Genomic DNA, 21068 nt, shown 5'->3' with positions numbered 1-21068 from the left:
GATCACTGCTGGTCACCATCGGTGCGCAGCCTGAACCGCTGGAGTTTGCCGGTCGCCGTGCGCGGCAGCGCGTCCAGGAAGACGATCTCGCGCGGGCATTTGTAGGGCGCCAGTTCGGTCTTGACGTAGGCGCGCAGCGCCTCGGCGTTTCGCTCGGCGCCCTCCTTGAGGACGGCGAAGGCCACGACCACCTGACCGCGTGCCTCGTCCGCCCGCCCCACGACGGCCGCCTCGACCACATCCGGGTGCCGCAGCAGGGCGTCCTCGACCTCCGGTCCGGCGATGTTGTACCCGGCGGAGATGATCATGTCGTCCGCGCGCGCCACATAGCGGAAGTACCCATCGTTCTCGCGGATGTATGTGTCTCCGGTGATGTTCCAGCCGTCCCGCACGTACTCCAGCTGCCGGGGATCGGCGAGGTAGCGGCAGCCGACGGGACCGCGCACGGCGAGCAGACCGGGCTCGCCGTCGGGCCTCTCCCGACCTGTTTCGTCGACCACGCGCGCGTGCCATCCCGGCACGGGCACCCCGGTCGTCCCGGGCCGGATGTGCTCGTCGGCGGCGGAGATGAAGATGTGCAGCAGCTCGGTGGCGCCGATGCCGTTGACGATCCCCAGGCCGGTCCGCTCCTGCCAGGCCCGCCAGGTGGCCGCGGGCAGGTTCTCACCCGCGGAGACACAGCGGCGCAGCGACGAGATGTCGTACGCGTCGAGTTCGTCGAGCATCGCGCGGTAGGCGGTGGGGGCGGTGAACAGGACCGAGACCCGGTGCTCGGCGATGGCCGGCAACAGCTGCTGGGGACCGGCTTGTTCGAGCAGGAGCGAGCTGGCGCCCGCGCGCATCGGGAAGATCACCAGGCCGCCGAGCCCAAAGGTGAAACCGAGCGGGGGACTGCCCGCGAAGACATCGTCCACATGGGGCTTGAGCACATGCTTGGAGAAGGTGTCGGCTATCGCGAGCACATCCCGGTGGAAGTGCATACAGCCCTTGGGCCGCCCCGTGGTCCCGGAGGTGAAAGCGATCAGCGCCACGTCGTCGGCCGCGGTCCGCACGGCGGGGTACGGCGTCCCGGGCGCCTCGCGGTTCAGGAGGTCGTCCGGGGCGTCGCCCCCGTACGTCGTGATCCTGAGGCCCGGTATCTCGGCCTTGGCGAGATCGTCGACAGCGCGGATGTCGCACAGGGCGTGCTCTATGCGCGCGATCTCGCACATCGTGGCCAGCTCGTGCGGCCGCTGCTGGGCCAGCACCGTCACCGCGACCGCGCCCGCCTTCAGCACCGCCAGCCAACAGGCCGCGAGCCAGGGTGTGGTCGGGCCGCGCAGCAGGACACGGTTGCCGGGGACGACCCCGAGGTCACCGGTGAGCAGATGCGCGAGCCGGTCGACGCGGGCACGCAGTGTGCCGTACGTCCATGTGTCCCCGGCGGGGGTGTGGAACACCGGACGGTCGTCGGGTGGGCCGGTCAGCAGCTCGGCGGCACAGTTCAGCCGATCGGGGTAGCGCAGCTCCGGAAGGTCGAAGCGGAGCTCCGGCCACTGGTCGGGAGGCGGGAGGTGGTCGCGCGCGAAGGTGTCGACGTGGGCCGAGACGTTCATGGCGGGTCGCCCCCTTGCCGTGGGCCGCCTTGTGGGCGTCGATGGTGGGCTCGCACAAGGAGCGTATCGTGTTGGTGACGACAGTCAACGCCACGCGATACTGTCGTGGGGCCCTGTCGAGAGAGGGGACCGGCAATGCCCGCATTCTCGCTCGAACCGTCCCAGATCGCCCGGTGTGCGGAGCTGCGCACCCTCGCCGCGGAACGGCTGCGCCCGCTCGCGGAGAAGGGCGAGCCGGGCCGTGTGAACCGTCCGCTGGTCGCCGAGCTGGGCCGACTGGGCCTCCTGGAGCGTCTGTTCACCTCCGGTGCGCTGGATCTGTGCCTCATGCGGGAATCCCTCGCGTACGCCTGCACGGAGGCGGAGACCGCCCTCGCCCTCCAAGGCCTCGGCGCCCACCCCGTCCACGCGTACGGCACTCCGGCCCAGCGGGAGCGCTGGCTCCCGGCGGTGAGCGAGGGCGGCGCGGTGGCCGCGTTCGCGCTGAGCGAGCCGGGGGCGGGGTCGGACGCGGCGGCACTGTCCCTGTCGGCCGTCCCCGACGGCCCCTCCCGCTGGCGGCTCACCGGGGAGAAGTGCTGGATCTCCAACGCCCCCGAGGCCGACTTCTCCACCGTCTTCGCGCGGACCACCCCCGACGCCGGCGCCCGTGGAGTGACCGCCTTCCTGGTGCCCGCCGACCGTCCCGGTCTCACCGGCACCGCCCTGGACATGCTCTCCCCGCACCCCATCGGCGCTCTCACCTTCGACGCCGTGCCGGTGAGCGCCGACGACGTCCTCGGGGAGGTCGACCGCGGCTTCCGGGTCGCCATGGGCACCCTCAACCTCTTCCGGCCCAGCGTCGGCGCCTTCGCGGTCGGCATGGCGCAGGCGGCGCTGGACGCGACCCTCGCGCACACCTCTCGACGGGACGCCTTCGGCGGCAAGTTGAGGGACCTTCAGAGCGTCGCGCACACGGTTGCCGAGATGGCCCTGCGCACGGACACGGCCCGCCTGATGGTGTACGCGGCGGCGACGGCGTACGACGAAGGCGCCCCGGACGTGCCCAAGCGCGCGGCGATGGCGAAGCTGCTCGCGACCGAGACCGCGCAGTACGTCGTCGACACCGCGGTCCAGCTGCACGGCGCACGCGCACTGCGCCGCGGTCATCTGCTGGAGCACCTGTACCGGGAGGTGCGCGCCCCGCGCATCTACGAAGGGGCGAGCGAGGTGCAACGGGGCATCATCGCCAAGGAGTTGTACGCCGACCTGGCGACCGTGAAGGCCGGGGATGCCGGGGATGCCGGGGATGCCGTAGAGACGATGGAGGCTTCATGACCGCCGAGCGCATCAACCCACCCGAACTGTCCCCGCCCACCGGCTTCTCGCACGCGGTCGTCGCCACCGGGTCCCGGCTGGTCTTCCTCGCGGGGCAGACCGCTCTCGACGCCGACGGCAAGGTGGTCGGGGAATCCCTGCCGGAGCAGTTCGAGAAGGCGCTCGACAACCTCCTCACCGCTCTCGCGGCCGCAGGTGGCACTCCGTCCGACCTCGCCCGCGTCACCGTGTACGCCACCGACATCGGCGCGTACCGCACCCACGCCCCTGAACTGGGCCGCATCTGGCGGGAGTCGGCGGGCCGGGACTACCCCGCGATGGCGGTCGTGGAGGTCGTACGGCTGTGGGACGACCAGGCGGCGGTGGAGCTCGACGGCTTCGCGGTGCTGCCCTAACGTGCCCTGCATGGGGGGGCGGGACGTTGCTGGGTCTGTCAGCGGCCTGCCGGGGGTTCGGCGGGGTGGCGTTTCCGGTGCCGGCGTCGGGGCTGAAGCCGCTGCTCGGACTGACGGTCGGGATCGGCCTGCTCCGCGGGCGGCCGGTGCCGGACGAGATCGTCGACGGCGGCTGCGGGCGCTGGGGGCTGGGGCGGACGCGGAGGCCCGGCGGGGCTTACGGCGTCGCGGGGACGTGCATCCGGAACACCGAACACGGCACCCGTGATCGTCGCCTGGCCGGACTCCCCCCCCGCACGGGGGCTCCTCGAGACCGAGGGCTCGCGGACGCCGATCGCTGAGGACCAGCCGGAGCGTCATGCCTGCGCGGTGCGGGAGTTCATCGCGGGGAAGTGATCAGGCGGCGACGGCCAGCTGTCCGGCCGGCACCCGGTGCGGCGCGACGATCCGGCCGTCGGGCAGCAGCTCGCCGCTGTCGTCGAAGACGATCGCGCCGTTGCACAGCAGGTTCCAGCCCTGTTCGGGATGGGCCGCGACGATGTGCGGGGTGGTGCTGTCGGACGAAGCGCACGAAGACTGGTGAGAACACATGGCGCACCTCCATATTGGTGGGACCGTCCCCATGGGGTCCGTGTCCGTATGGGTAGACCATGCTCCCTTCGCGAACTCATCGGAACGGCCCAGCATGAAGCGTGACAACACGCGGACAACTCTCGGACGGTTCCACGACGCTCGGTGCGGACTCGCCACCAAAGGAGTGACGATCACGGCTGTCGGCGCGTGTTCCCGGTAGCAGTGGAGGCCCTCATTCCACTCGACCGGGAGACACACCATGTCCGTCCGCCCCCTGCTCCTGCGCTCCGCCCTCGCCACCGCTGCCGGTGCCGCGCTGTTCCTGCTCGCCGCCCCGGCGCTGCCCGCGAGCGCCGACCCGTCCGACACCGTCACCATCGGCCCCGTCGGCCGTATCGCCGAGGACGGCACCGTGACCCTGTCCGGCACCTATCGCTGCGCCGGCAGCACGGGTCCCGTGTTCGTGAGCTCCTCCGTGAGCCAGCGCTCCCCGTTGGTCCGACAGGGCATCGGCGGCAGCCGCGCGGTGTGCGACGGCGTGGAGCACAGCTGGGAGAACACCGGCAAGCCCGGCTCCGACGCCCTGGAACCGGGCCAGGCCCACGTCGAGGCCACCCTCATGGAACTCAGCCCCGAGGGCGGCCTGCCGCTGCCCCGCTTCCACGCGGCCGCGCAGCAGGACGTCACGTTGACGAAGGGCTGAGCGCGGCCCACGCGTGCCGACGGGACAGCGGCGGGTCTGCGGTCCGGCGTGCGGTTCTGTGGTCGGTGGTCCGGCGCTCCTGCCTCTGCCTCTGCCTCTGCCTCTGTGGGCCGGCGGTTGGTCGGGCGCGTGCTGTATGCCCTCACGCTGGGTACGGGCAGGGCCGGCAGCCTGTCCGGGTGGCCGTTCGGGTGAAGGCGACCGATCGCGTGTCCGGGCGTTCAGGGGGATGCGGTGCCGCCAAGCGTGCGGTTCGCCTCGCCGGGAGCGCCCGCGGCGACGACCGGCCGGTACCGGACGCGGGGCACCAGGTTGTGGCCGCGCAGGATCACCCGCGAGTCGACGGCTCGGACCGCGGGAGCCGGCTCAGACGGGATACGCGTGCGTCTGGGCCGCCTTCACCGCCGCCCAGACCTCCGCGCCCGGGTGCAGGTCGAGTTCCGCCGCGGCCACCGTGGTGAGGTCCGCCGCGAGGGGAAGCTCGCCGGTGAGGTCGGCGCGGATCTGGTCGCCGTGGGTCTCCAGGCCGGCCACCTCGCAGCGCCAGTGGTTGCGGGCGCTGGAGCCGGCGGGCGGTTCCCGGTAGAGGGTCACGGCGCTCGGCGGGAAGGCGACGAACACGGGCCCGGAGAGGTCGTCCGTCGTGGTGAGCGCGGGCCCCACCTCGAGGCGGACCGTGTGGCCGTCGGCCTCGCCGCGGTAGAGGTTCAGGCCGACCAGCTGGGCGATGTAGTCGGTGCGCGGATGGCGGGCGATGTGGGACGGGGCGCCTTCCTGGACGACCTCGCCGTGTTCGACGACCACGAGACGGTCGGCGAGGACCATGGCGTCCAGGGGATCGTGCGTGACGAGTACGGCGACGGCTTCGAACTCCGCCAGATGGCGCCGCAGTTGGGCACGGACCTCGAGTCGGGTGCGGGCGTCGAGGGCGGCCAGGGGCTCGTCGAGGAGCAGCAGCCGGGGGTTGGTCGCCAACGCGCGTGCCAGGGCCACGCGTTGGGCCTGGCCACCGGACAATCTGCGCGGCTTGGCGCCCGCGTGGTCGGCGAGACCCATGCGCTCCAGCCATGCGGCGGCCCGCGTCCGGGCCACCGCCTTGGTCGCGCCCTGACAGCGCGGGCCGAACGCGACGTTGTCGAGAGCGGTGAGGTGCGGGAAGAGCAGATAGTCCTGGAAGACGACGCCGACGGGACGGGACTCCGGCGGCGTGCGCTCCAACGCGGTGCCGTCCAGCCGTAGATGACCGTCGGTGAGGGGGGTCAGACCGGCGAGTGCGCGCAGGGCGGTGGTCTTTCCGGCACCGTTCGGACCGAGGAGGGCGACTACCTCGCCGGGGGCGACGGTGAGCGAAACATCGAGGCGGAAGGCGCCGCGGTCCACGACGAGACGGGCGTCGAGGCCGTCGGGGGCGGTGCCGGGGCGGATGCCGGGGGCGGCGGCTCGGCTCTTCTCGATCATCGGGCGCGCTCCGCTCCCCGTCGGCCGGGGTCCTCTGCTCCCGCCGGTCGGCTGTCACTGGTCCCCGCTGTCACCGGCCTCGACTGTCGGCCCGCTCCACCGCAGGCCCTCCCGGCATCTACCCCGGCAGTCCGGCTGTCACCGGCCTCGGTCGTCCCGCCGTCACCGACCCCGGCAGTCCGGCTGTCACGTGCTTCGCCCGTCCCGCCGTCATCGGTCCTGGCAGTCTCGCCACCACCGGCCTCGCCCGTCCCGCCGTCACCGACCCCGGCAGTCCGGCTGTCACCGACCCCGGCAGTCCGGCTGTCACCGGACTCGGCCGTCCCGCCGTCACCGACCCCGGCAGTCCGGCTGTCACGTGCTTCGCCCGTCCCGCCGTCATCGGTCCTGGCAGTCTCGCCACCACCGGCCTCGTTAGTCCTGCCGTCACCGACCTCCGCAGCCCGGCCACCACCGACTCCTCCCGCCCCGCCTCCGCCCATTTCGCTCATCCCGCCGTCATCCAGCGATCGCGCAGCCCCGCCAGCACCGCCACCGACACAGCCAGGAGGACCAGGCTGAGGGCGACGGCCGCCTCCGGGTCGCTCTGGAGGGCGAGGTAGACGGCGAGCGGCATGGTCTGGGTGCGGCCCGGGAAGTTGCCGGCGAACGTGATCGTCGCTCCGAACTCGCCCAGCGCCCGCGCCCAGGCCAGTACCGCGCCCGCGGCGATGCCCGGTGCGATCAGCGGCAGCGTGACCCGGCGGAACGCGGTGAAGCGGGAGGCGCCCAGGGTCGTCGCCGCCTCCTCGTACCGCGGGTCGGCGGCCCGCAGGGTGCCCTCCACGCTGATGACGAGGAACGGCATCGCGACGAACGCCTCGGCGACCACGACCCCGGCCGTGGTGAACGGGAGCGTGACCCCGAACCAGGCGTCGAGCCACTCGCCCACGACCCCGTTGCGGCCCAGCGCCATGAGCAGCGCGACTCCGCCGACGACCGGCGGCAGGACGAGCGGCAGGGTCACCAGGGCCCGGACCAGGCCGCGGCCGGGGAACTCGACACGGGCCAGCAGCCATGCCAGCGGAACCCCGATGACCAGGCTCACCGCGGTGGCGGCCGTGGCGCAGACCAGGGACAGTTGAAGCGCCTGCCACACCTCGGCGCTGGTCAGCTGCTGGGGCATGCTGCGCCAGGGCGCCCGTACAAGAAGGGCGACCAGCGGCACGATCAGGAACGCCAGACCGATCAGCGCCGGCACGAGCAGCGGCAGCGGCACACCGCGGCCGACCGCACCCGTCCGGACACGCCGGCGCCGCGGCCCGCCCCGGAGGGTCTCGGTCGCGGCCTCGGACAGGTCTGCGCGGGTCACGGCTTCAGGAATCCGGCCCCGGTCAGGACCTTCTGGCCCTCGGCGGACCGCACGAGTGCGATGAACGCCTTGGCGGTGTCGGTGTGCTGCGCGTTCTTGAGCAGGGTGATCGGGTAGTCGTTGACGGCGTCGGCGGACTCGGGGAACTCCACGCCCCCCACCTTGTCACCCGCGGCGTGCACATCGGTCTTGTAGACGACGGCCGCGTCGGCCTCCTTCAGCTCGACCTTCGTCAGCGCGGCCTTGACGTCCTGTTCGTAGGAGACCGGCGTGAGCTTCAGCCTGCTCGCGTCGAGTGCCTTCTGGGCGGCGGCGCCGCAGGGTACCTCCTTGTCGCACAGCACGACCTTCAGGTCCGGGTTCGTGAGGTCCTTCAGCGACGCGACCTTGTCCGGGTTGCCGGGCAGGGTGGCGATCTCCAGCTGGTTGCGCACGAAGGTGGCGGGGGTGCCGGAGGCGTCCCCGGCGTCCGTGACGATCTTCATCGTCTTGGGGCTGGCCGAGGCGAACACGTCCGCCGGGGCGCCGCCGGTGATGCTCGCGGCGAGCGAGTCGCTGCCGCCGAAGCTGAAGGTCACCTTCGTGCCGGGGTGGGCCTGCTCGAACTGCTTGCCCAACGTCGTGAAGCTCTCCTTGAGGGAGGCCGCGGCGAAGACGGTCACCGTGCCGGAGAGCTTGTCCGAGCCGGACCCGGAGGTGCCCGAGGTCGTGGACGAGGAGCCCGAGTCGGACGACGAGCAGGCGCTGAGGGCCAGCAGCGCGGCGGCGCCCGCCCCGGTCACCTGCAGGGTCCGGCGGTTCCGGCGCGCGGTACGGGTCATCACGGGTCCACTCCCTCTGGTCCTGACGGACACATTCACCTGCGGTCCTGGCGGACCTTCCACGGTCCACGATACTGGCGCAGATGCGAGGTGAAAGTCTGCTGTCACATCGCATGAGCTTGAAACCTGATAGATCAGGGTGGCATGTGCGTTTGTACGGGACGCGGCAATCCCGTTGCCGGGGACGATCCCGGTGATTACGTTCGCCTCCATGGCGGACGACGAACCCACGCGCGCGGCACGACTGCTGGACGCTCAGGCGAAGGCCGTTCGGCTCTTCGCGGAGATCGAGGAGCGCGGGCTGGTGGCGCCGGGGGAGGGGGAGCGGGCGGTCAGCGACCGGATCCGGGACCTGGCGAACGAGCTGTTCGGCACCACGCGTCACTGGCACAAGCGGATCGTGCGCTCCGGACCGAACACACTCGAGCCGTACCGGGAGAACCCGCCGGACCGGGTGATCGGCACGGACGACATCGTCTTCGCCGACTTCGGCCCGATCTTCGAGGAGTACGAGGCCGACTTCGGCCGGACCTTCGTCCTCGGCGACGACCCGGTCAAGCACCGCCTCCGTGAGGACCTGCCGAAGATCTTCGCCGCGGGCCGGAGCCGCTTCGAGGCCGACCCGGACATCACCGGCGCACGGCTCTACGCCGAGATCGAGCGGCTGGCCGCCAAGTCGGGCTGGGAACTGGGCGGTTGGCACGCGGGTCACCTGGTCGGCGAGTTCCCGCACGAATGGATCGACGGCGCCGACGTGGAGTCGTACATCGCGCCCGCCAACGACACCCCACTGCGCCGTACCGACAAGGCCGGACGGCGCTGCCACTGGATCCTGGAGATCCATCTCGTCGACACGGAACGGCAGTTCGGTGGCTTCCACGAGGAACTGCTCACCCTCTGATCCGTACGGCTCCCGGTCAGGTGCGGTCGATGTGCACATTCGTCGACTTCACGCGGGCCGTGGCCTCCACCCCGACCTCCAGGCCGAGTTCCTCCACGGCCTCCCGCGTCAGCAGGGACACCAGCCGGTGCGGTCCTGCCTGGATCTCCACCTGGGCCGCGACATCGCCCAGCTTCACGGCCGTGACGATGCCGGGAAAGGCGTTGCGGACCGAGGTGTACGAGGTCTCCTCGTCGCCCTCGCTCTTGGCCAACTCGACGGAGAACGCGGCCAGGTCCTTCCCGTCGATGAGGCGTCGCCCGGTCTCGTCCCGATGGGTGGCCACCCGGCCGGCGTCCGCCCACCGCCGAGCGGTGTCCGGGCTCACTCCGAGCAGACGCGCCGCCTGGCCGATCGTGTAGGACTGCATAGGCGCCAAGATAGGCGATCAGCGTCGGCGGGACGGCTCCGGACCATCGCAAGAAGCCGCGCCTTCCAGCCCGGGGGCCATCGAGCGGGCCCGGATCCGCGTCGACGAGGCATGCTGGTGTCCGTACGAGGGCCAGGAGGTGCCGGAATGCGATGGTGGGCCGGAGTGTGGGCGGTGGCCGGGGTGGCCGTCCTGGTGGCGTGCGGTACCTCGGCGGGAGGCCCTTCGGGGCCTTCGGGAGGGAGCGGCGGTGCGACAGAGCCGTCGGGGGGTACGTCGACTCGCGCGTCCGCCGTTCCGTCCCAGTCCCCGTCCCCGTCCGTGAGCCCGACCGGAGGGAGCCCGTCCGGCTCGGCGGCGAGCTGTGTGTCCGGGCGTACGGAGGTTCTCTTCAGCCCCGGTGACGCGGTCGTCCAGCGGCTGTGCCTGCGGCCGGGAGCCGTCGTGTCCCTCGTCCTGGAGCCCCGGACGGACGACAGGCGGTGGACGGCCGTGCTCAGTTCCGCGCCGGCCTTCGTCCTGGCGTCCGGTTGGCGGGTGGACGCGGACGGCACCGCCCGTGCCTCGCTGCGGTGCGCGGGCACCCGGGGCGATACGGCCCAGGTCACCGCACGGGCGAAGGCGCCGGACGTGGCGGGCGCGGCCCGGATCGCCTTCACCCTGCACGTGGACGTGCTGCCGTACCCGACGCAGGGGTGACCCCGGAAGCCGGGGCCACCCCTGTCGCGCCGTTGTCAGCCGCAGTCGCGCACCTTGATCGTGTAGATGCCGCGGCCGTGGGTGGCCGCGTACAGCGTGCTGCCGTCAGGGCTCAGCTTCACCTGGAGCACGGCGACCGCCGGGAGGTTGCCGACGCGCTGCCAGGTCGTACGTCCCGGCGCCCGGTAGACGACGCCGAGGTCGGTACCCACGGCGAGGCCTCCGTTCGGGGTGACGACCGCGGAGTCGGCCGGCACGTCGGGGAGGTTCTTCGAGATGTCCTTCCAGGTGGTGCCGCCGTCCTTGGACTCGAAGACGTGGCCGACACCGGCGCCCGGGCCCTCGGTCCACTGCCGGGAGAAGCCGTTGACCGTGAGGTAGACGTGGTCGGCGTTCTTCGGGTCGACGGCGAAGCCGCTGAGGTAGCGGTTGGGTACGGTCCCGTCCGCGCCGGTGGCCGGCAGGGCGATGTCGTGCCAGCCGGTACCGTCCGTGTTGCCGACGGAGATCCCGCGAGTGAAGCCCTGGTTGTTGCAGGGCCCGCACCAGGCGGCGTACACCTTGCCGCCGGAGGTGGCGACGGCGGTCGCGGTGTGGCCTTCGCCGAGGTCGTACACGCTGGTCCACTCGCTGCCGCTGCGGATGGCGTAGCCGTGGGTCTGCACCCACACATGGCGGCCGCCCGCGATCCAGGTCGAGGGCTTCTTGGCGTCGGCCGCGAGCGGGGCGATGAAACGGGCCTCGCCGGTCGCGTTGTCGGCCGGGGCGACGTTGTACGACGTGGCCTTGGCGGCGTCGTCGATCCAACTGCCGTCGTTGACGGCACAGTTCTGTGTCACCTGGATGGAGAGGTAGACGTATTCCTCGGCCATGTTGCACCCGTTGGCCGGGTCGGTGAGGGTGTCGCCGCCGTCCCCGCCGAAGTTGGAGCCCATCACCTTGTCGTTGCTGCGCAGGAGTGACTGGCCGTTGTCCTGGAGGCCGCCGGTGACGGAGACGCCGCCGTGGTCCAGATCCTTGCCGATGCCCACCGAGTAGTACTGCAGGGTGTCGATGGTGCCGTCGTTCAGCGAGGTCCAGTCGGTGGCGTGCCCGGAGGTGTCCTGGGAGCCGTTGACCGGCCGCTTGTAGACACCGCCGTCGTTGCCGACGTACACGAAGCTCTTGCCGTGGTAGCTGCCGATCGCCACGCCGTGCTGGTCGGAGTGGGTGGTCGGGTTGCAGTCACCGGTCTGCTTGGCGGGGTCGATGTTCCAGCAGGGGAAGGAGAAGTTCCAGTACGGTCCCACGGTCGACCAGGTGCTGCCGCCGTCCTTGGTCTCGTAGACCTCCTCCAACCCCGCGTACACGTGCTCCGCGTTCGCCGGGTCGACCGTCAGGAACTGGTTGTACCAGGCCTGCACCCCCGGCATGTAGCCGCTGGTGGTCAGCGCGGAACCGTCGGCGGCCAGACCCTGGTAGTCGGCGATCTTCGTCCAAGGACCGGTGGGGGAGCCGGACTTGGAGACGAAGATGCCCTCCAGGCCGCTGTCCGGGTTGGTGTTCAGTTGCTCCGGTGACTGGTCGATGGCGTAGTAGCGGGAACCGTCGGCGGAGCGGGCGAAGGTGACGTTGCCGACGTCGTCCGCGTCGGCGGGCAGGTCGCCCAGTCCACTGGTGATCCGCGTCCAGGCACCGCCCGCGCCCTTGGTGTAGAAGCCGTTGTAGTCGTCACCGCTGCGCCAGCCCACCGTGAGAACGACCTTGCTCGGGTCCTTCGGGTCGATCGCGATGTCGTTGGCGATGTTCTTGTACGGGGCGCTCGGATCCTTCGACTCCGAACCGCCCGGCAGATAGGCGGGGTTGGGCGCGAACTCCAGCTTCCAGGCGCCCTTCAGCGTCTTCGTGGAGTGACTCCACACACCCTTGGTGGTCGCCGCCCACACCTTGCCGCCGCCGAAGCGCAGCTCGTGGATGCTGCTCGACTCGAGTTCGTCGCCGCCGACCCGGCTGCGGGTGGAGAAGGTGCCCTGGTGCGGGTGGGACAGGACGTAGACGCCGCTGCCGAGGTAGGCGTCCGCGTTGGTCGTCGCCTCGCCGGTGCCCAGCCACAGCCGGCCGGTCCCGTCGAGCGCGAGCGCGCCGGTGGACTGCGCCGGCAGCCCGTCGCTGATGGGCTGCCAGTGTCCGCCGCCGGACCGGGACCGCCATACGCCGCCGCCCGCACTGCCCGCGTACACGTACCCGTCGTCGTCGGCGGCCACCGCTGCCATCCGGCCGGTGACGTTGCCTGAGCCGCCGCTGGAGTTGGAGTCGATGTCGCGGTAGCGCGAATCGTCGGAGTTGTACGGCAGGTCAGTGACGTTGCGCCAATTGCCGCCGCTGCTCGGCAGCTTGGTCAGGTCGGACCAGGCGGCGCCGTAGGCGCCCGGCGCGACGATGCCGGGCGAGGTGCGCGCCTCGGCGTACTGGTCCGCGCCCTCGGCTATCTCGTCGGCCTCGTTGCCGTCGTCGCCGTCCTCGGCCTTCGCCTTGGGGCTCATGGCGCCCACCGAGTCGGTGCGTTCGGCGGCGAGTTGAGCGAGGGTGCGGGCGCCGAAGGGGCTGTTGCTCTGGCCGGACGCGGCGCTTGCGGGTAGCGCGACGAGTGCGGCGGATGCGGTGATGGCCCAGGTTGTGAGCCATCGTCTCTTACGGGTCGGTACTGACACGAGGTCCTCCCAAACAGGCATACGTACGGCCTTCGTTGGGACCCGACCATGAGTGGAGGGGAGTATCCGGCACTTGGGAAGCCTTTGACCGGGGCCTGTCACTTCGTGTACGGGATGTCGATGAGGCGAAAGGTTGGCGGCTTGCCGGTCTGCTCCTTTCGACGCTTCGGGCTGGCTCCCGAAGGCGTCGGGCGAGGCCTCGCAGGGCCTGGTCGGTCGGCGGCGTCGACGACCGCGATCGGACCGTTGGTGAAGCGCGGAACGAGGGTGTCCGGGGGCGCGCTTCTTGTCGGGGTCCCGGCCCGACGGCCCCTCCTCCGGCCGGGCCACCCCACTGCACCGGCGCGCTCGGTCTCATCGGCGGATGCCTCGTAGTGCCGCCGTGACGCGGCGGGGTCGCGTGTGAGCCGCGTCGTCGAACTCGATCTGCGGCTCCGCCATGTACCGCTTCCCGGTGGTCTTTTGCTGTGCGGGTGTGCTCAGGTGCGGGTGGGGCGGGCGGGCGTCAGCCGGCCGGCCGGCCGGCTGAGGCTCGGCGGCGGTGGGACGGCGCGCTGTCGTGACGCGCAGCGACCCGGTGCTCCGCCTCACGGCGGTCGGTATTCCGTCGTGTCGAAACAAGGGCTCAGCGGGCCCGTGCACGCAATGCACGGCACGGCGGGCAGGCCTCCGTGCCATGGTGAACGTACAGGCGGTTGACCGCGGCGCAGGCGTGAATCCGTGGGGGCCGTCGCGTCAGCGCACGCCTGCCGTGTCGAGCAGGGTCGTCACCGTCGGTGCGATGAGCCCGGTCAGCTTGTCGGCCTGGATTCCCGCGCGGGCGCTGGCGCCGTCGAAGACCAGGATGAGCTGGCGGGCCAGCAGGTCGGGATCACTCGCACCGCCCTGCTCGGCCTCGGAACGGAAAAACCCGGTCAGGTTCGCCTTGATCCGGTGGGCCACCTGGCTCGCAGGGTGGCTCTGGTCCTTGAGCTCGACCTGAACGGTCAGGTACCGGCAGCCCACAAACTCGGGGGCACCGGCCTGCGACTCCAGTTGCCCGAAGACGTGCAGGATCCGCTCGCGGGGTGAACGGCCGTCGTCCGCCGCGGGCAGGAGCCCGGCCACGAAGGCGGCGGCACGCTCCTCGAGACTCGCGGCCAGCAGTTCGTCCTTGCTCTCGAACAGCTGGTACATGGAACGCTTCGACACCCTCGCTGCCTTGCACAGCGCATCGACACCGATGCCGACACCATCCCGGTAGGTGAGCGTGGCCGCCGCCTCCAGCAGCCGCTCCCTGGAACTTGACTTCGCCTCGGTTGTCATACGGTGAGGTTAACTCGATTCCCACCAAATGAAAACTGATCGGTTTACAGTCGTTGCCGGTCCGCGTCTCCATCGGGTGGGGCGCGTACAGCCACCGCAGCGGCAGGTGGGCGGCGTGATCACCCTGCCGGTGATCGCGCCGCCCTGCCCCACGTGTCCGTCAGCCTCGGCGCATTCGGCCAACTTCGCGGATCTGGCGACGAGTTGACGGAAGGTGCCCGCACATGCGGCTCAGTGCCCGATGACGGGCTCGCCTTCCGACGGAGCCAGCGGCGTGTTCGGTATCAGGAACGCCGCGAGCACCGCACCGACCACGAAGAACCCGGCGCCCCACGCCAGAGTGGCCGTGTAGCCCTCGACCCCGGCCTGCGCCACGGTCAGCGCGCCGGCCTTGTGCGAGGACAGATAGTCGGTCGCGGCCGACGAGGCGACGGTGGTCAGCAGGGCCGTGCTGATCGAGCCGCCCACCTGCTGGCTGGTGTTGATCAGCGCCGAGGCGACGCCCGTGTCCTCATGGTGCACGCCTGACGTCGCACCCTGGAACGCGGTGGTCATCACCCCGCCGAGGCCAAGGCCCAGCAGGATCATCCCGGGCATGACGTCGGCGACGTAGCCGCTGTCCAGCGCGAGCCGGGTCAGCAGGGCCATACCGGTTGCGGAGACCAGGAAGCTGGCGGAGACCACGATCTTCGGACCGACCCTGGGCAGCAGCAGTGAAGGTGCCGTGGTCGCCGCGGCGACGATTCCCCCGACCATCGGCAGGAACGCCAGACCGGTCTTGATCGGCGAGTAGCCGATGCTGGCCTCCAGGTAATAGGTCAGGAACAGGAAGATCGAGAACATCCCCATCCCCACGACGAACACGGCCAGGAACGAACCGCCGCGGGTCCGGTCCAGCACGAGTCGCAGCGGCAACAGCGGATGCGCGACCCTCGACTCCAGCCACACGAACACGGCGAGCAGCACCACGCCGACGATCATGGAGCCGAGGGTGACCGGGTTGGTCCAACTGGTGGATTCGACGTGCGCGAACCCGTAGACGATGGCGAACAGCGCGGCGCTCACCACGACGGTGCCCGGAATATCGAGCTTGGGCCGCTCGGTGACCGCCGGCTTGGCCAGCCACAGCAACGCGCCGACCAGCGCGACCGCCGCGAACACGACGTTCACGTACATCACCCAGCGCCACGACGCCCACTCGGTGAGCATGCCGCCGAGCAGCAGTCCGACCGCGCCGCCCGCACCGGACAGCGCACTGAAGATGCCGAAGGCCTTCGCCCTCTCGGCAGGCTGGGTGAAGGTCACGCTGAGCAGTGAGAGAGCCGCGGGTGCGAGCAGTGCGGCGAAGAGTCCTTGGGCCACACGTGCCGCGACGAGGATTTCGAAGCTGCCGGCCGCTCCGCCGGCGACGGATGCGGCCGCGAAGCCGATCAGGCCGATGACGAAGGTGGTACGCCGGCCGAACAGGTCACCGAGTCGGCCGCCGAGCAGCAGCAGGCTGCCGAATGCCAGGGCGTAGCCCGTGATGACCCACTGCCGGCTGCCGTCGCTGAAACCGAGGTCGTGTTGCGCGGCGGGCAGCGCGATGTTCACGACGGTCGCATCGAGCGTGACCATGAGCTGCGCCACGCCCAGCACGACGAGCACCCACCAGCGCACGGCGTGTGAGCCACGGCGGCCCGGGTCGGTTTTCCCGGAGGCGGGCGCCCCAGGGTCGTAGGTGGTAGTCATTTTTTTCCTTTGTCGCTGGCCATGGCCCGAACACCGGTTGGAAACCGATCTGTTTCCCCATAGGGAAACAGATCGGTTTCCGCAGTGCAAGTGAGGCGGTGGCGGGGAGGTGTCGACCTGAGTCAGCGGTATCTGCTGTACGAGGAGGACGCGCGCCCCCGGTCGTGCAACGTCGCCGCCAAACAGCTCTCCCCACCCGGCATAGGTTCTGCGGTGACCGCTCTGTCATGCTGATCGGCCGCCAGGGCGGAAGGGTCTCTGGACGAGTGTGCGGAAGTAGATGAGGACACGATGCGAATTCCCTGGCGCCGACGGCCGGCCGGGCGATCTCGGCGACTGCTTGACGCTGCAGGCATCGGGCCCGCATCGACAGATGACGGCAACGACCAGGTCGTCGGTCGAGAGGTTGCCTATCGCGTCGCGCAGCGCGACTCCGGCGCGATCACCGAGGTTCTGGCGATCGTGGAGGAACTGCTCGAGGACGAGGCGAACTACGAGTTCGTCGTCTCACTGCTGGAGAACATCCAGAACCTTGTGTCGCACGGTCTCGACATGTTCTGGTCGCCCGACGAGGTGTACGCCCTGCTGGGCGCCCGCAGTGCAGTCTGCTGGAACACCCTGACCGGCTTCTGGACCGCGGTGGCTGATTGGTGCGCCCGTACCGGCCTGTCATTGGAGCCTGCCGAACCGCTTCTCACCATCCAGAACGAGCAACTGAAGGTGCTGTTGTGGACAGGGAACCGGACCCTGTCCACTGGGGAGAAGCTCGGGCTCGCCCAGGCGGTCCGTTACGAGAAGGCCAACGGAGCGTCCATACCCAACTACAGCCACATCGCGGTGGCACTGCGCAGTACCGGACAACAATGATCCTCCGTCGGTCGTGGCGTCGCGGTCCCTCGATCTCGAGCCGAGAGGTCGACGGACGCACCGGATGGCAAGGAGTGTCCGGGCTCAGCTGCATGCCCTGGAGAGCGCCTGAGCCCAGTGGGACCCCAGGGTTCCACTGGGCCCGGCTGCGCTCAGGGGCGTAAGAGTCCCGTCAAGGGTGTGGGGGTCGCCGTAAGAGAGCCGTCAACGGTCGACCGGATCCGGGCACAGAGGCGGTTTGCTCTGAGCGTCCGTTCAATCCGAACCTCATCCCGGGAGTACACGATGGCCGATCTGGCCTTCGTCGTCACCACGATCGCCGTGTTCGCGCTGGTGGCGCTCGTCGCCAAGGGGGTGACGAAGCTGTGACTGCCGAGAACATCGTCGGCCTGGTCGTGGCCGTCGCCCTGCTGGGCTATCTCGTCCTCGCCCTGATCTTCCCGGAGAGGTTCTGAGACACAGCATGGGTCCCGTACTCGCCGGCGTGCTCCAACTGCTCGCGCTCATAGCGGCGCTGGCGCTCGCCTACGTCCCCCTCGGCACCTACATGGCCAAGGTCTACTCCTCAGACAAGCACTGGCGCGTCGAGAAGTGGATCTACAAGGGCATCGGTGCCAACCCGAACACCGAGATGCGCTGGCCGGCCTACCTGCGCGGCGTCCTCGCCTTCTCGGCCGTGAGCATCGTCTTCCTCTACCTGCTCCAGCGGCTCCAGGGCCATCTGCCCGGCTCGCTCGGCTTCAAGTCCATCGATCCCGACCAGGCGTTCAACACCGCCGCGTCCTTCGTCACGAACACCAACTGGCAGTCGTACTACGGCGAACAGGCCATGGGCCACGTCGTGCAGACCGCCGGACTGGCTGTGCAGAACTTCGTCTCCGCTGCCGTCGGCATCGCCGTCGCCGTCGCTCTCGTACGCGGTTTCGCCCGCTCGCGCACCGGGGAACTGGGCAACTTCTGGTCCGACATGGTGCGCGGGGTGACCCGCATCCTGCTGCCGGGCGCCTTCATCGCGGCGATCGTGCTGGTCGCCTGCGGTGCGATCCAGAACTTCTCCGGGATCCACGAGGTGGGTCAGTTCATGGGCGGCTCGCAGCAGTGGAACGGCGGGGCGGTCGCCTCGCAGGAGGCCATCAAGGAGTTCGGGACGAACGGCGGCGGATACTTCAACGCCAACAGCGCCCACCCCTTTGAGAACCCGACTCCGTTCACCAACCTGTTCGAGATCTTCCTGCTGCTGGTGATTCCGTTCGCGCTGACCCGGACGTTCGGCGTGATGGTCGGCTCCGTCAAGCAGGGGTACGCGATCCTCGCCACCATGGCCACCATCTGGGTCGGCTTCGTCGCCCTGATGATGTGGACCGAGTTCGCCCACCATGGACCGGCGTTGCAGATCGCCGGCGGGGCGATGGAGGGCAAGGAGACGCGGTTCGGGGTCGGGGCCTCGTCGATCTTCGCGGTGTCGACCACGCTGACCTCGACCGGCGCGGTGGACTCGTTCCACTCCTCCTTCACCGGTCTCGGTGGCGGCATCGCCCTGCTCGGCATGATGCTGGGCGAGATCGCCCCCGGCGGTACCGGCTCCGGCCTCTACGGCATGCTGATCATGGCGGTCATCGCCGTGTTCATCGCCGGTCTGATGGTCGGCCGCACACCCGAGTACCTGGGCAAGAAGATCGGCACCCGCGAGATCAAGCTCGCCGCCTGCTACATCCTCATCACACCGGCCCTCGCACTCGTCTTCACCGCCGCGGCGATGGCCCTGCCCACGCCGGGCCACTCCATGACCAATTCCGGCGCGCACGGGTTCTCCGAGATCCTCTACGCCTATACGTCCGGCGCCAACAACAACGGCTCGGCCTTCGCCGGTCTGAACGCGGACACGCAGTGGTTCAACACCACGATCGGCCTCGCGATGATCCTCGGCCGCTTCCTGCCGATGATCTTCGTGCTGGCGCTGGCCGGCTCGCTCGCCGAGCAGCAGCCCATCCCGGTCACCGCGGGCACGCTGCGCACCGAGAAGCCGCTGTTCACCGGCCTGCTGGTGGGCGCCATCCTGATCATCACCGGTCTGACCTACTTCCCGGCCCTCGCGCTGGGCCCGCTCGCCGAGGGGCTGGCGTCATGACGACCGACACGCAGAAGCACGAGGACTCGATGTCCACAGCCACCCCGACCCGGGCACCCCACCAGGACGTCACGACCGGTCACAAGGAGAGCCGTGTCGGCGCGGGCCTCTTCGACCCCAAGCAGCTGCTGAAGTCGCTGCCGGACGCCTGCCGCAAGCTCGACCCGCGGGTGATGGTCAAGTCGCCAGTGATGTTCGTGGTGTGGATCGGCTCGGTGCTGACCACCGTCTTCTCCTTCAAGGACCCGGGCGACTGGTTCGGCTGGGCGATCAGCGCCTGGCTGTGGCTGACCGTCGTCTTCGCCAATCTGGCCGAGGCGGTCGCCGAGGGCCGCGGCAAGGCGCAGGCGGACACCCTGCGCAAGGCCAAGACGGACACCGTGGCACGGCGGCTGCTCAAGGACGGTGTGGAGGAGCAGGTCCCCGGCACCGAACTGAGGATCGGGGACCTGGTCGTCTGCGAGGCCGGCGACATCATCCCCGGCGACGGTGACGTCGTCGAGGGCGTCGCGAGCGTCGACGAGTCGGCGATCACGGGTGAGTCGGCACCGGTCATCCGCGAGTCCGGCGGAGACCGGTCGGCGGTCACCGGCGGCACGAAGGTCCTCTCCGACCGCATTGTCATCAAGATCACGACGAAGCCGGGCGAGACCTTCATCGACCGGATGATCAACCTGGTAGAGGGCGCGGCCCGGCAGAAGACGCCGAACGAGATCGCGCTCAACATCCTGCTCGCCTCGCTCACCATCGTCTTCCTGCTGGCCGTGGCCACGCTGCCGCCGTTCGCGGACTACGCGGGAACGCACCTGACGATGGTCGTGCTCGTGGCGCTGCTGGTCTGCCTCATCCCGACGACCATCGGCGCGCTGCTCTCCGCGATCGGCATCGCGGGCATGGACCGGCTCGTGCAGCGCAACGTGCTGGCCATGTCCGGCCGGGCGGTCGAGGCCGCCGGCGACGTGTCGACCCTGCTCCTCGACAAGACCGGCACCATCACGCTCGGCAACCGGCAGGCGTCCGAGTTCGTGCCGGTGACCGGGACTACAGAGGCCGAACTGGCCGACGCCGCCCAGCTGTCCTCGCTGGCCGACGAGACGCCCGAGGGCCGCTCCATCGTCGTACTGGCGAAGGAGAAGTACGGACTGCGCGAGCGTCACCAGGGGGAGTTGGCCGGTGCCGAGTGGATCGCGTTCACCGCGCAGACCCGGATGTCGGGTGTGGACGTCGACGGCCGGAAGATCCGCAAGGGCGCGGCCGGTTCGGTCGTCGCCTGGGTCCGGGAGCAGGGCGGCGAGGTGTCCGAGGACGCCGGCGCGCTCACCGATCGAATCTCCGAGGCGGGTGGCACTCCGCTGCTCGTCGCGGTCCAGGACACCGACGGCGCCCGCGTCCTAGGCGTCGTCCACCTCAAGGACGTCGTCAAGGAGGGCATGCGGGAGCGGTTCGACGAGCTGCGCCGGATGGGCATCAAGACCGTCATGATCACGGGTGACAACCCGCTGACGGCCAAGGCGATCGCCGAGGAGGCCGGCGTCGACGACTTCCTCGCGGAGGCCACCCCCGAGGACAAGATGGCGCTCATCAAGCGGGAGCAGGCCGGCGGCAAGCTCGTCGCGATGACCGGCGACGGCACCAACGACGCGCCCGCGCTGGCCCAGGCGGACGTCGGCGTGGCCATGAACACCGGTACGTCGGCCGCCAAGGAGGCCGGCAACATGGTCGACCTCGACTCCAACCCGACCAAGCTCATCGAGATCGTCGAGATCGGCAAGCAACTCCTCATCACCCGGGGCGCGTTGACCACGTTCTCCATCGCCAACGATGTGGCGAAGTACTTCGCGATCATCCCGGCGCTGTTCGCCGCGGTCTACCCGGGCCTGGACAAGCTCAACATCATGGGCCTCGCCTCGCCGGACTCCGCGATCCTGTCGGCGGTCATCTTCAACGCGCTGATCATCATCGCGCTGGTGCCGCTCTCCCTGAAGGGGGTGCAGTACCGGCCCGTCAGCGCCGACAAGATGCTCCGCCGCAACCTCACGATCTACGGCATCGGCGGCCTGATCGCCCCCTTCGTCGGCATCAAGATCATCGACCTGCTCATCTCCCTCATCCCCGGGCTGTAATT

Annotated in this window: 19 protein-coding genes; 10 read left to right on the top strand and 9 right to left on the bottom strand. The window is 70.1% G+C overall.

Annotated elements, in window-relative coordinates; translation table 11 throughout:
• Positions 1-2: 2 nt before the first annotated feature.
• Positions 3-1595, bottom strand: coding sequence for an AMP-binding protein (locus ACIBJB_RS09750; protein ID WP_398928319.1), 1593 nt, complete (start codon positions 1593-1595; stop codon positions 3-5).
• Between the two features lie 135 nt (positions 1596-1730).
• Here ACIBJB_RS09750 and ACIBJB_RS09745 point away from each other — a divergent pair, with 135 nt between their 5' ends.
• Positions 1731-2912: an acyl-CoA dehydrogenase family protein gene (locus ACIBJB_RS09745; RefSeq protein WP_398928317.1), complete on the top strand. Its 1182-nt coding sequence runs from the start codon at positions 1731-1733 to the stop codon at positions 2910-2912.
• Positions 2909-3307: a RidA family protein gene (locus ACIBJB_RS09740; protein ID WP_398928314.1), complete on the top strand. Its 399-nt coding sequence runs from the start codon at positions 2909-2911 to the stop codon at positions 3305-3307. Before ACIBJB_RS09745 ends, ACIBJB_RS09740 begins: the two co-directional genes overlap by 4 nt.
• A 396-nt stretch (positions 3308-3703) precedes the next feature.
• Here the strand turns inward: ACIBJB_RS09740 and ACIBJB_RS09735 are convergent, their stop codons facing one another.
• On the bottom strand, positions 3704-3898 hold the full coding sequence (locus ACIBJB_RS09735; RefSeq protein WP_069761789.1) for a DUF5999 family protein: 195 nt from the start codon (positions 3896-3898) through the stop codon (positions 3704-3706).
• A 241-nt stretch (positions 3899-4139) separates the two neighbouring features.
• On the opposite strand from ACIBJB_RS09735, the gene ACIBJB_RS09730 reads away from it, so the two are divergent.
• A complete protein-coding gene (locus ACIBJB_RS09730; protein WP_398928312.1) occupies positions 4140-4583 on the top strand; it encodes a DUF6299 family protein in 444 nt (147 codons plus the stop codon).
• A gap of 366 nt (positions 4584-4949) precedes the next feature.
• Here ACIBJB_RS09730 and ACIBJB_RS09725 read toward each other — a convergent pair whose 3' ends face one another.
• The 3 genes from ACIBJB_RS09725 to modA form a co-directional block, all read right to left on the bottom strand.
• Complete coding sequence (locus tag ACIBJB_RS09725) at positions 4950-6041, bottom strand: ABC transporter ATP-binding protein (protein ID WP_398928310.1); 1092 nt, start codon at positions 6039-6041, stop codon at positions 4950-4952.
• A gap of 487 nt (positions 6042-6528) precedes the next feature.
• Entirely contained in the window at positions 6529-7392 is an 864-nt protein-coding gene (locus ACIBJB_RS09720) for an ABC transporter permease (protein ID WP_398928308.1), read from the bottom strand.
• Positions 7389-8213: a molybdate ABC transporter substrate-binding protein gene (modA, locus tag ACIBJB_RS09715; protein WP_398928306.1), complete on the bottom strand. Its 825-nt coding sequence runs from the start codon at positions 8211-8213 to the stop codon at positions 7389-7391. Before modA ends, ACIBJB_RS09720 begins: the two co-directional genes overlap by 4 nt.
• A gap of 211 nt (positions 8214-8424) precedes the next feature.
• On the opposite strand from modA, the gene ACIBJB_RS09710 reads away from it, so the two are divergent.
• Positions 8425-9114, top strand: coding sequence for a M24 family metallopeptidase (locus ACIBJB_RS09710; protein ID WP_398928304.1), 690 nt, complete (start codon positions 8425-8427; stop codon positions 9112-9114).
• Positions 9115-9130: 16 nt separating this feature from the next.
• On the opposite strand, the gene ACIBJB_RS09705 is transcribed toward ACIBJB_RS09710, so the two are convergent.
• On the bottom strand, positions 9131-9523 hold the full coding sequence (locus ACIBJB_RS09705) for a molybdopterin-binding protein (protein ID WP_069761794.1): 393 nt from the start codon (positions 9521-9523) through the stop codon (positions 9131-9133).
• A gap of 321 nt (positions 9524-9844) precedes the next feature.
• Here ACIBJB_RS09705 and ACIBJB_RS09700 point away from each other — a divergent pair, with 321 nt between their 5' ends.
• Positions 9845-10222: an acetyl-CoA synthetase gene (locus ACIBJB_RS09700; protein ID WP_398928302.1), complete on the top strand. Its 378-nt coding sequence runs from the start codon at positions 9845-9847 to the stop codon at positions 10220-10222.
• 35 nt (positions 10223-10257) lie between these two features.
• On the opposite strand, the gene ACIBJB_RS09695 is transcribed toward ACIBJB_RS09700, so the two are convergent.
• The 3 genes from ACIBJB_RS09695 to ACIBJB_RS09685 form a co-directional block, all read right to left on the bottom strand.
• The gene (locus ACIBJB_RS09695; protein ID WP_398928300.1) at positions 10258-12912 is read right to left on the bottom strand and encodes a glycosyl hydrolase; all 2655 of its coding nucleotides are present in this window, start codon (positions 12910-12912) and stop codon (positions 10258-10260) included.
• A 735-nt stretch (positions 12913-13647) separates the two neighbouring features.
• The gene (locus tag ACIBJB_RS09690) at positions 13648-14217 is read right to left on the bottom strand and encodes a TetR/AcrR family transcriptional regulator (RefSeq protein ID WP_398928298.1); all 570 of its coding nucleotides are present in this window, start codon (positions 14215-14217) and stop codon (positions 13648-13650) included.
• 231 nt (positions 14218-14448) lie between these two features.
• Positions 14449-15948: an MFS transporter gene (locus ACIBJB_RS09685; RefSeq protein WP_398928296.1), complete on the bottom strand. Its 1500-nt coding sequence runs from the start codon at positions 15946-15948 to the stop codon at positions 14449-14451.
• A gap of 291 nt (positions 15949-16239) precedes the next feature.
• On the opposite strand from ACIBJB_RS09685, the gene ACIBJB_RS09680 reads away from it, so the two are divergent.
• The 5 genes from ACIBJB_RS09680 (at position 16240) to kdpB (ending at position 21066) form a co-directional block, all read left to right on the top strand.
• Entirely contained in the window at positions 16240-16815 is a 576-nt protein-coding gene (locus ACIBJB_RS09680; protein ID WP_398928294.1) for a hypothetical protein, read from the top strand.
• A gap of 180 nt (positions 16816-16995) precedes the next feature.
• Positions 16996-17184 (top strand): hypothetical protein, encoded by a 189-nt coding sequence (locus tag ACIBJB_RS09675; protein ID WP_398928292.1) that lies wholly within the window; start codon positions 16996-16998, stop codon positions 17182-17184.
• Positions 17181-17270 carry a K(+)-transporting ATPase subunit F gene (kdpF, locus tag ACIBJB_RS09670; protein WP_016434100.1) on the top strand — a complete coding sequence of 30 codons (90 nt, stop codon included), beginning with the start codon at positions 17181-17183 and terminating at the stop codon, positions 17268-17270. The genes ACIBJB_RS09675 and kdpF overlap by 4 nt, the downstream gene beginning before the upstream one ends.
• A gap of 8 nt (positions 17271-17278) precedes the next feature.
• The gene (gene kdpA, locus ACIBJB_RS09665) at positions 17279-18943 is read left to right on the top strand and encodes a potassium-transporting ATPase subunit KdpA (RefSeq protein WP_398928290.1); all 1665 of its coding nucleotides are present in this window, start codon (positions 17279-17281) and stop codon (positions 18941-18943) included.
• Positions 18940-21066: a potassium-transporting ATPase subunit KdpB gene (gene kdpB, locus ACIBJB_RS09660; protein ID WP_398928287.1), complete on the top strand. Its 2127-nt coding sequence runs from the start codon at positions 18940-18942 to the stop codon at positions 21064-21066. Before kdpA ends, kdpB begins: the two co-directional genes overlap by 4 nt.
• Positions 21067-21068 lie beyond the last annotated feature (2 nt).

It is taken from the genome of Streptomyces sp. NPDC050759 (genome assembly GCF_044456945.1).
Lineage (GTDB): Bacteria > Actinomycetota > Actinomycetes > Streptomycetales > Streptomycetaceae > Streptomyces.
Note: the sequence above shows the minus strand (reverse complement) of the source record. Positions and strands in the feature narration are given on the sequence as shown.

Excerpts from the sequence above, each read along its gene's own strand:
- ACIBJB_RS09750 (WP_398928319.1), bottom strand. The coding sequence starts at position 1,595 with ATGAACGTCTCGGCCCACGTCGACACCTTCGCGCGCGACCACCTCCCG.
- ACIBJB_RS09745 (WP_398928317.1), top strand. The coding sequence starts at position 1,731 with ATGCCCGCATTCTCGCTCGAACCGTCCCAGATCGCCCGGTGTGCGGAG.
- ACIBJB_RS09740 (WP_398928314.1), top strand. The coding sequence starts at position 2,909 with ATGACCGCCGAGCGCATCAACCCACCCGAACTGTCCCCGCCCACCGGC.
- ACIBJB_RS09735 (WP_069761789.1), bottom strand. The coding sequence starts at position 3,898 with ATGTGTTCTCACCAGTCTTCGTGCGCTTCGTCCGACAGCACCACCCCG.
- ACIBJB_RS09730 (WP_398928312.1), top strand. The coding sequence starts at position 4,140 with ATGTCCGTCCGCCCCCTGCTCCTGCGCTCCGCCCTCGCCACCGCTGCC.
- ACIBJB_RS09725 (WP_398928310.1), bottom strand. The coding sequence starts at position 6,041 with ATGATCGAGAAGAGCCGAGCCGCCGCCCCCGGCATCCGCCCCGGCACC.
- modA (WP_398928306.1), bottom strand. The coding sequence starts at position 8,213 with ATGACCCGTACCGCGCGCCGGAACCGCCGGACCCTGCAGGTGACCGGG.
- ACIBJB_RS09710 (WP_398928304.1), top strand. The coding sequence starts at position 8,425 with ATGGCGGACGACGAACCCACGCGCGCGGCACGACTGCTGGACGCTCAG.
- ACIBJB_RS09705 (WP_069761794.1), bottom strand. The coding sequence starts at position 9,523 with ATGCAGTCCTACACGATCGGCCAGGCGGCGCGTCTGCTCGGAGTGAGC.
- ACIBJB_RS09690 (WP_398928298.1), bottom strand. The coding sequence starts at position 14,217 with ATGACAACCGAGGCGAAGTCAAGTTCCAGGGAGCGGCTGCTGGAGGCG.
- ACIBJB_RS09685 (WP_398928296.1), bottom strand. The coding sequence starts at position 15,948 with ATGACTACCACCTACGACCCTGGGGCGCCCGCCTCCGGGAAAACCGAC.
- ACIBJB_RS09680 (WP_398928294.1), top strand. The coding sequence starts at position 16,240 with ATGCGAATTCCCTGGCGCCGACGGCCGGCCGGGCGATCTCGGCGACTG.
- kdpA (WP_398928290.1), top strand. The coding sequence starts at position 17,279 with ATGGGTCCCGTACTCGCCGGCGTGCTCCAACTGCTCGCGCTCATAGCG.
- kdpB (WP_398928287.1), top strand. The coding sequence starts at position 18,940 with ATGACGACCGACACGCAGAAGCACGAGGACTCGATGTCCACAGCCACC.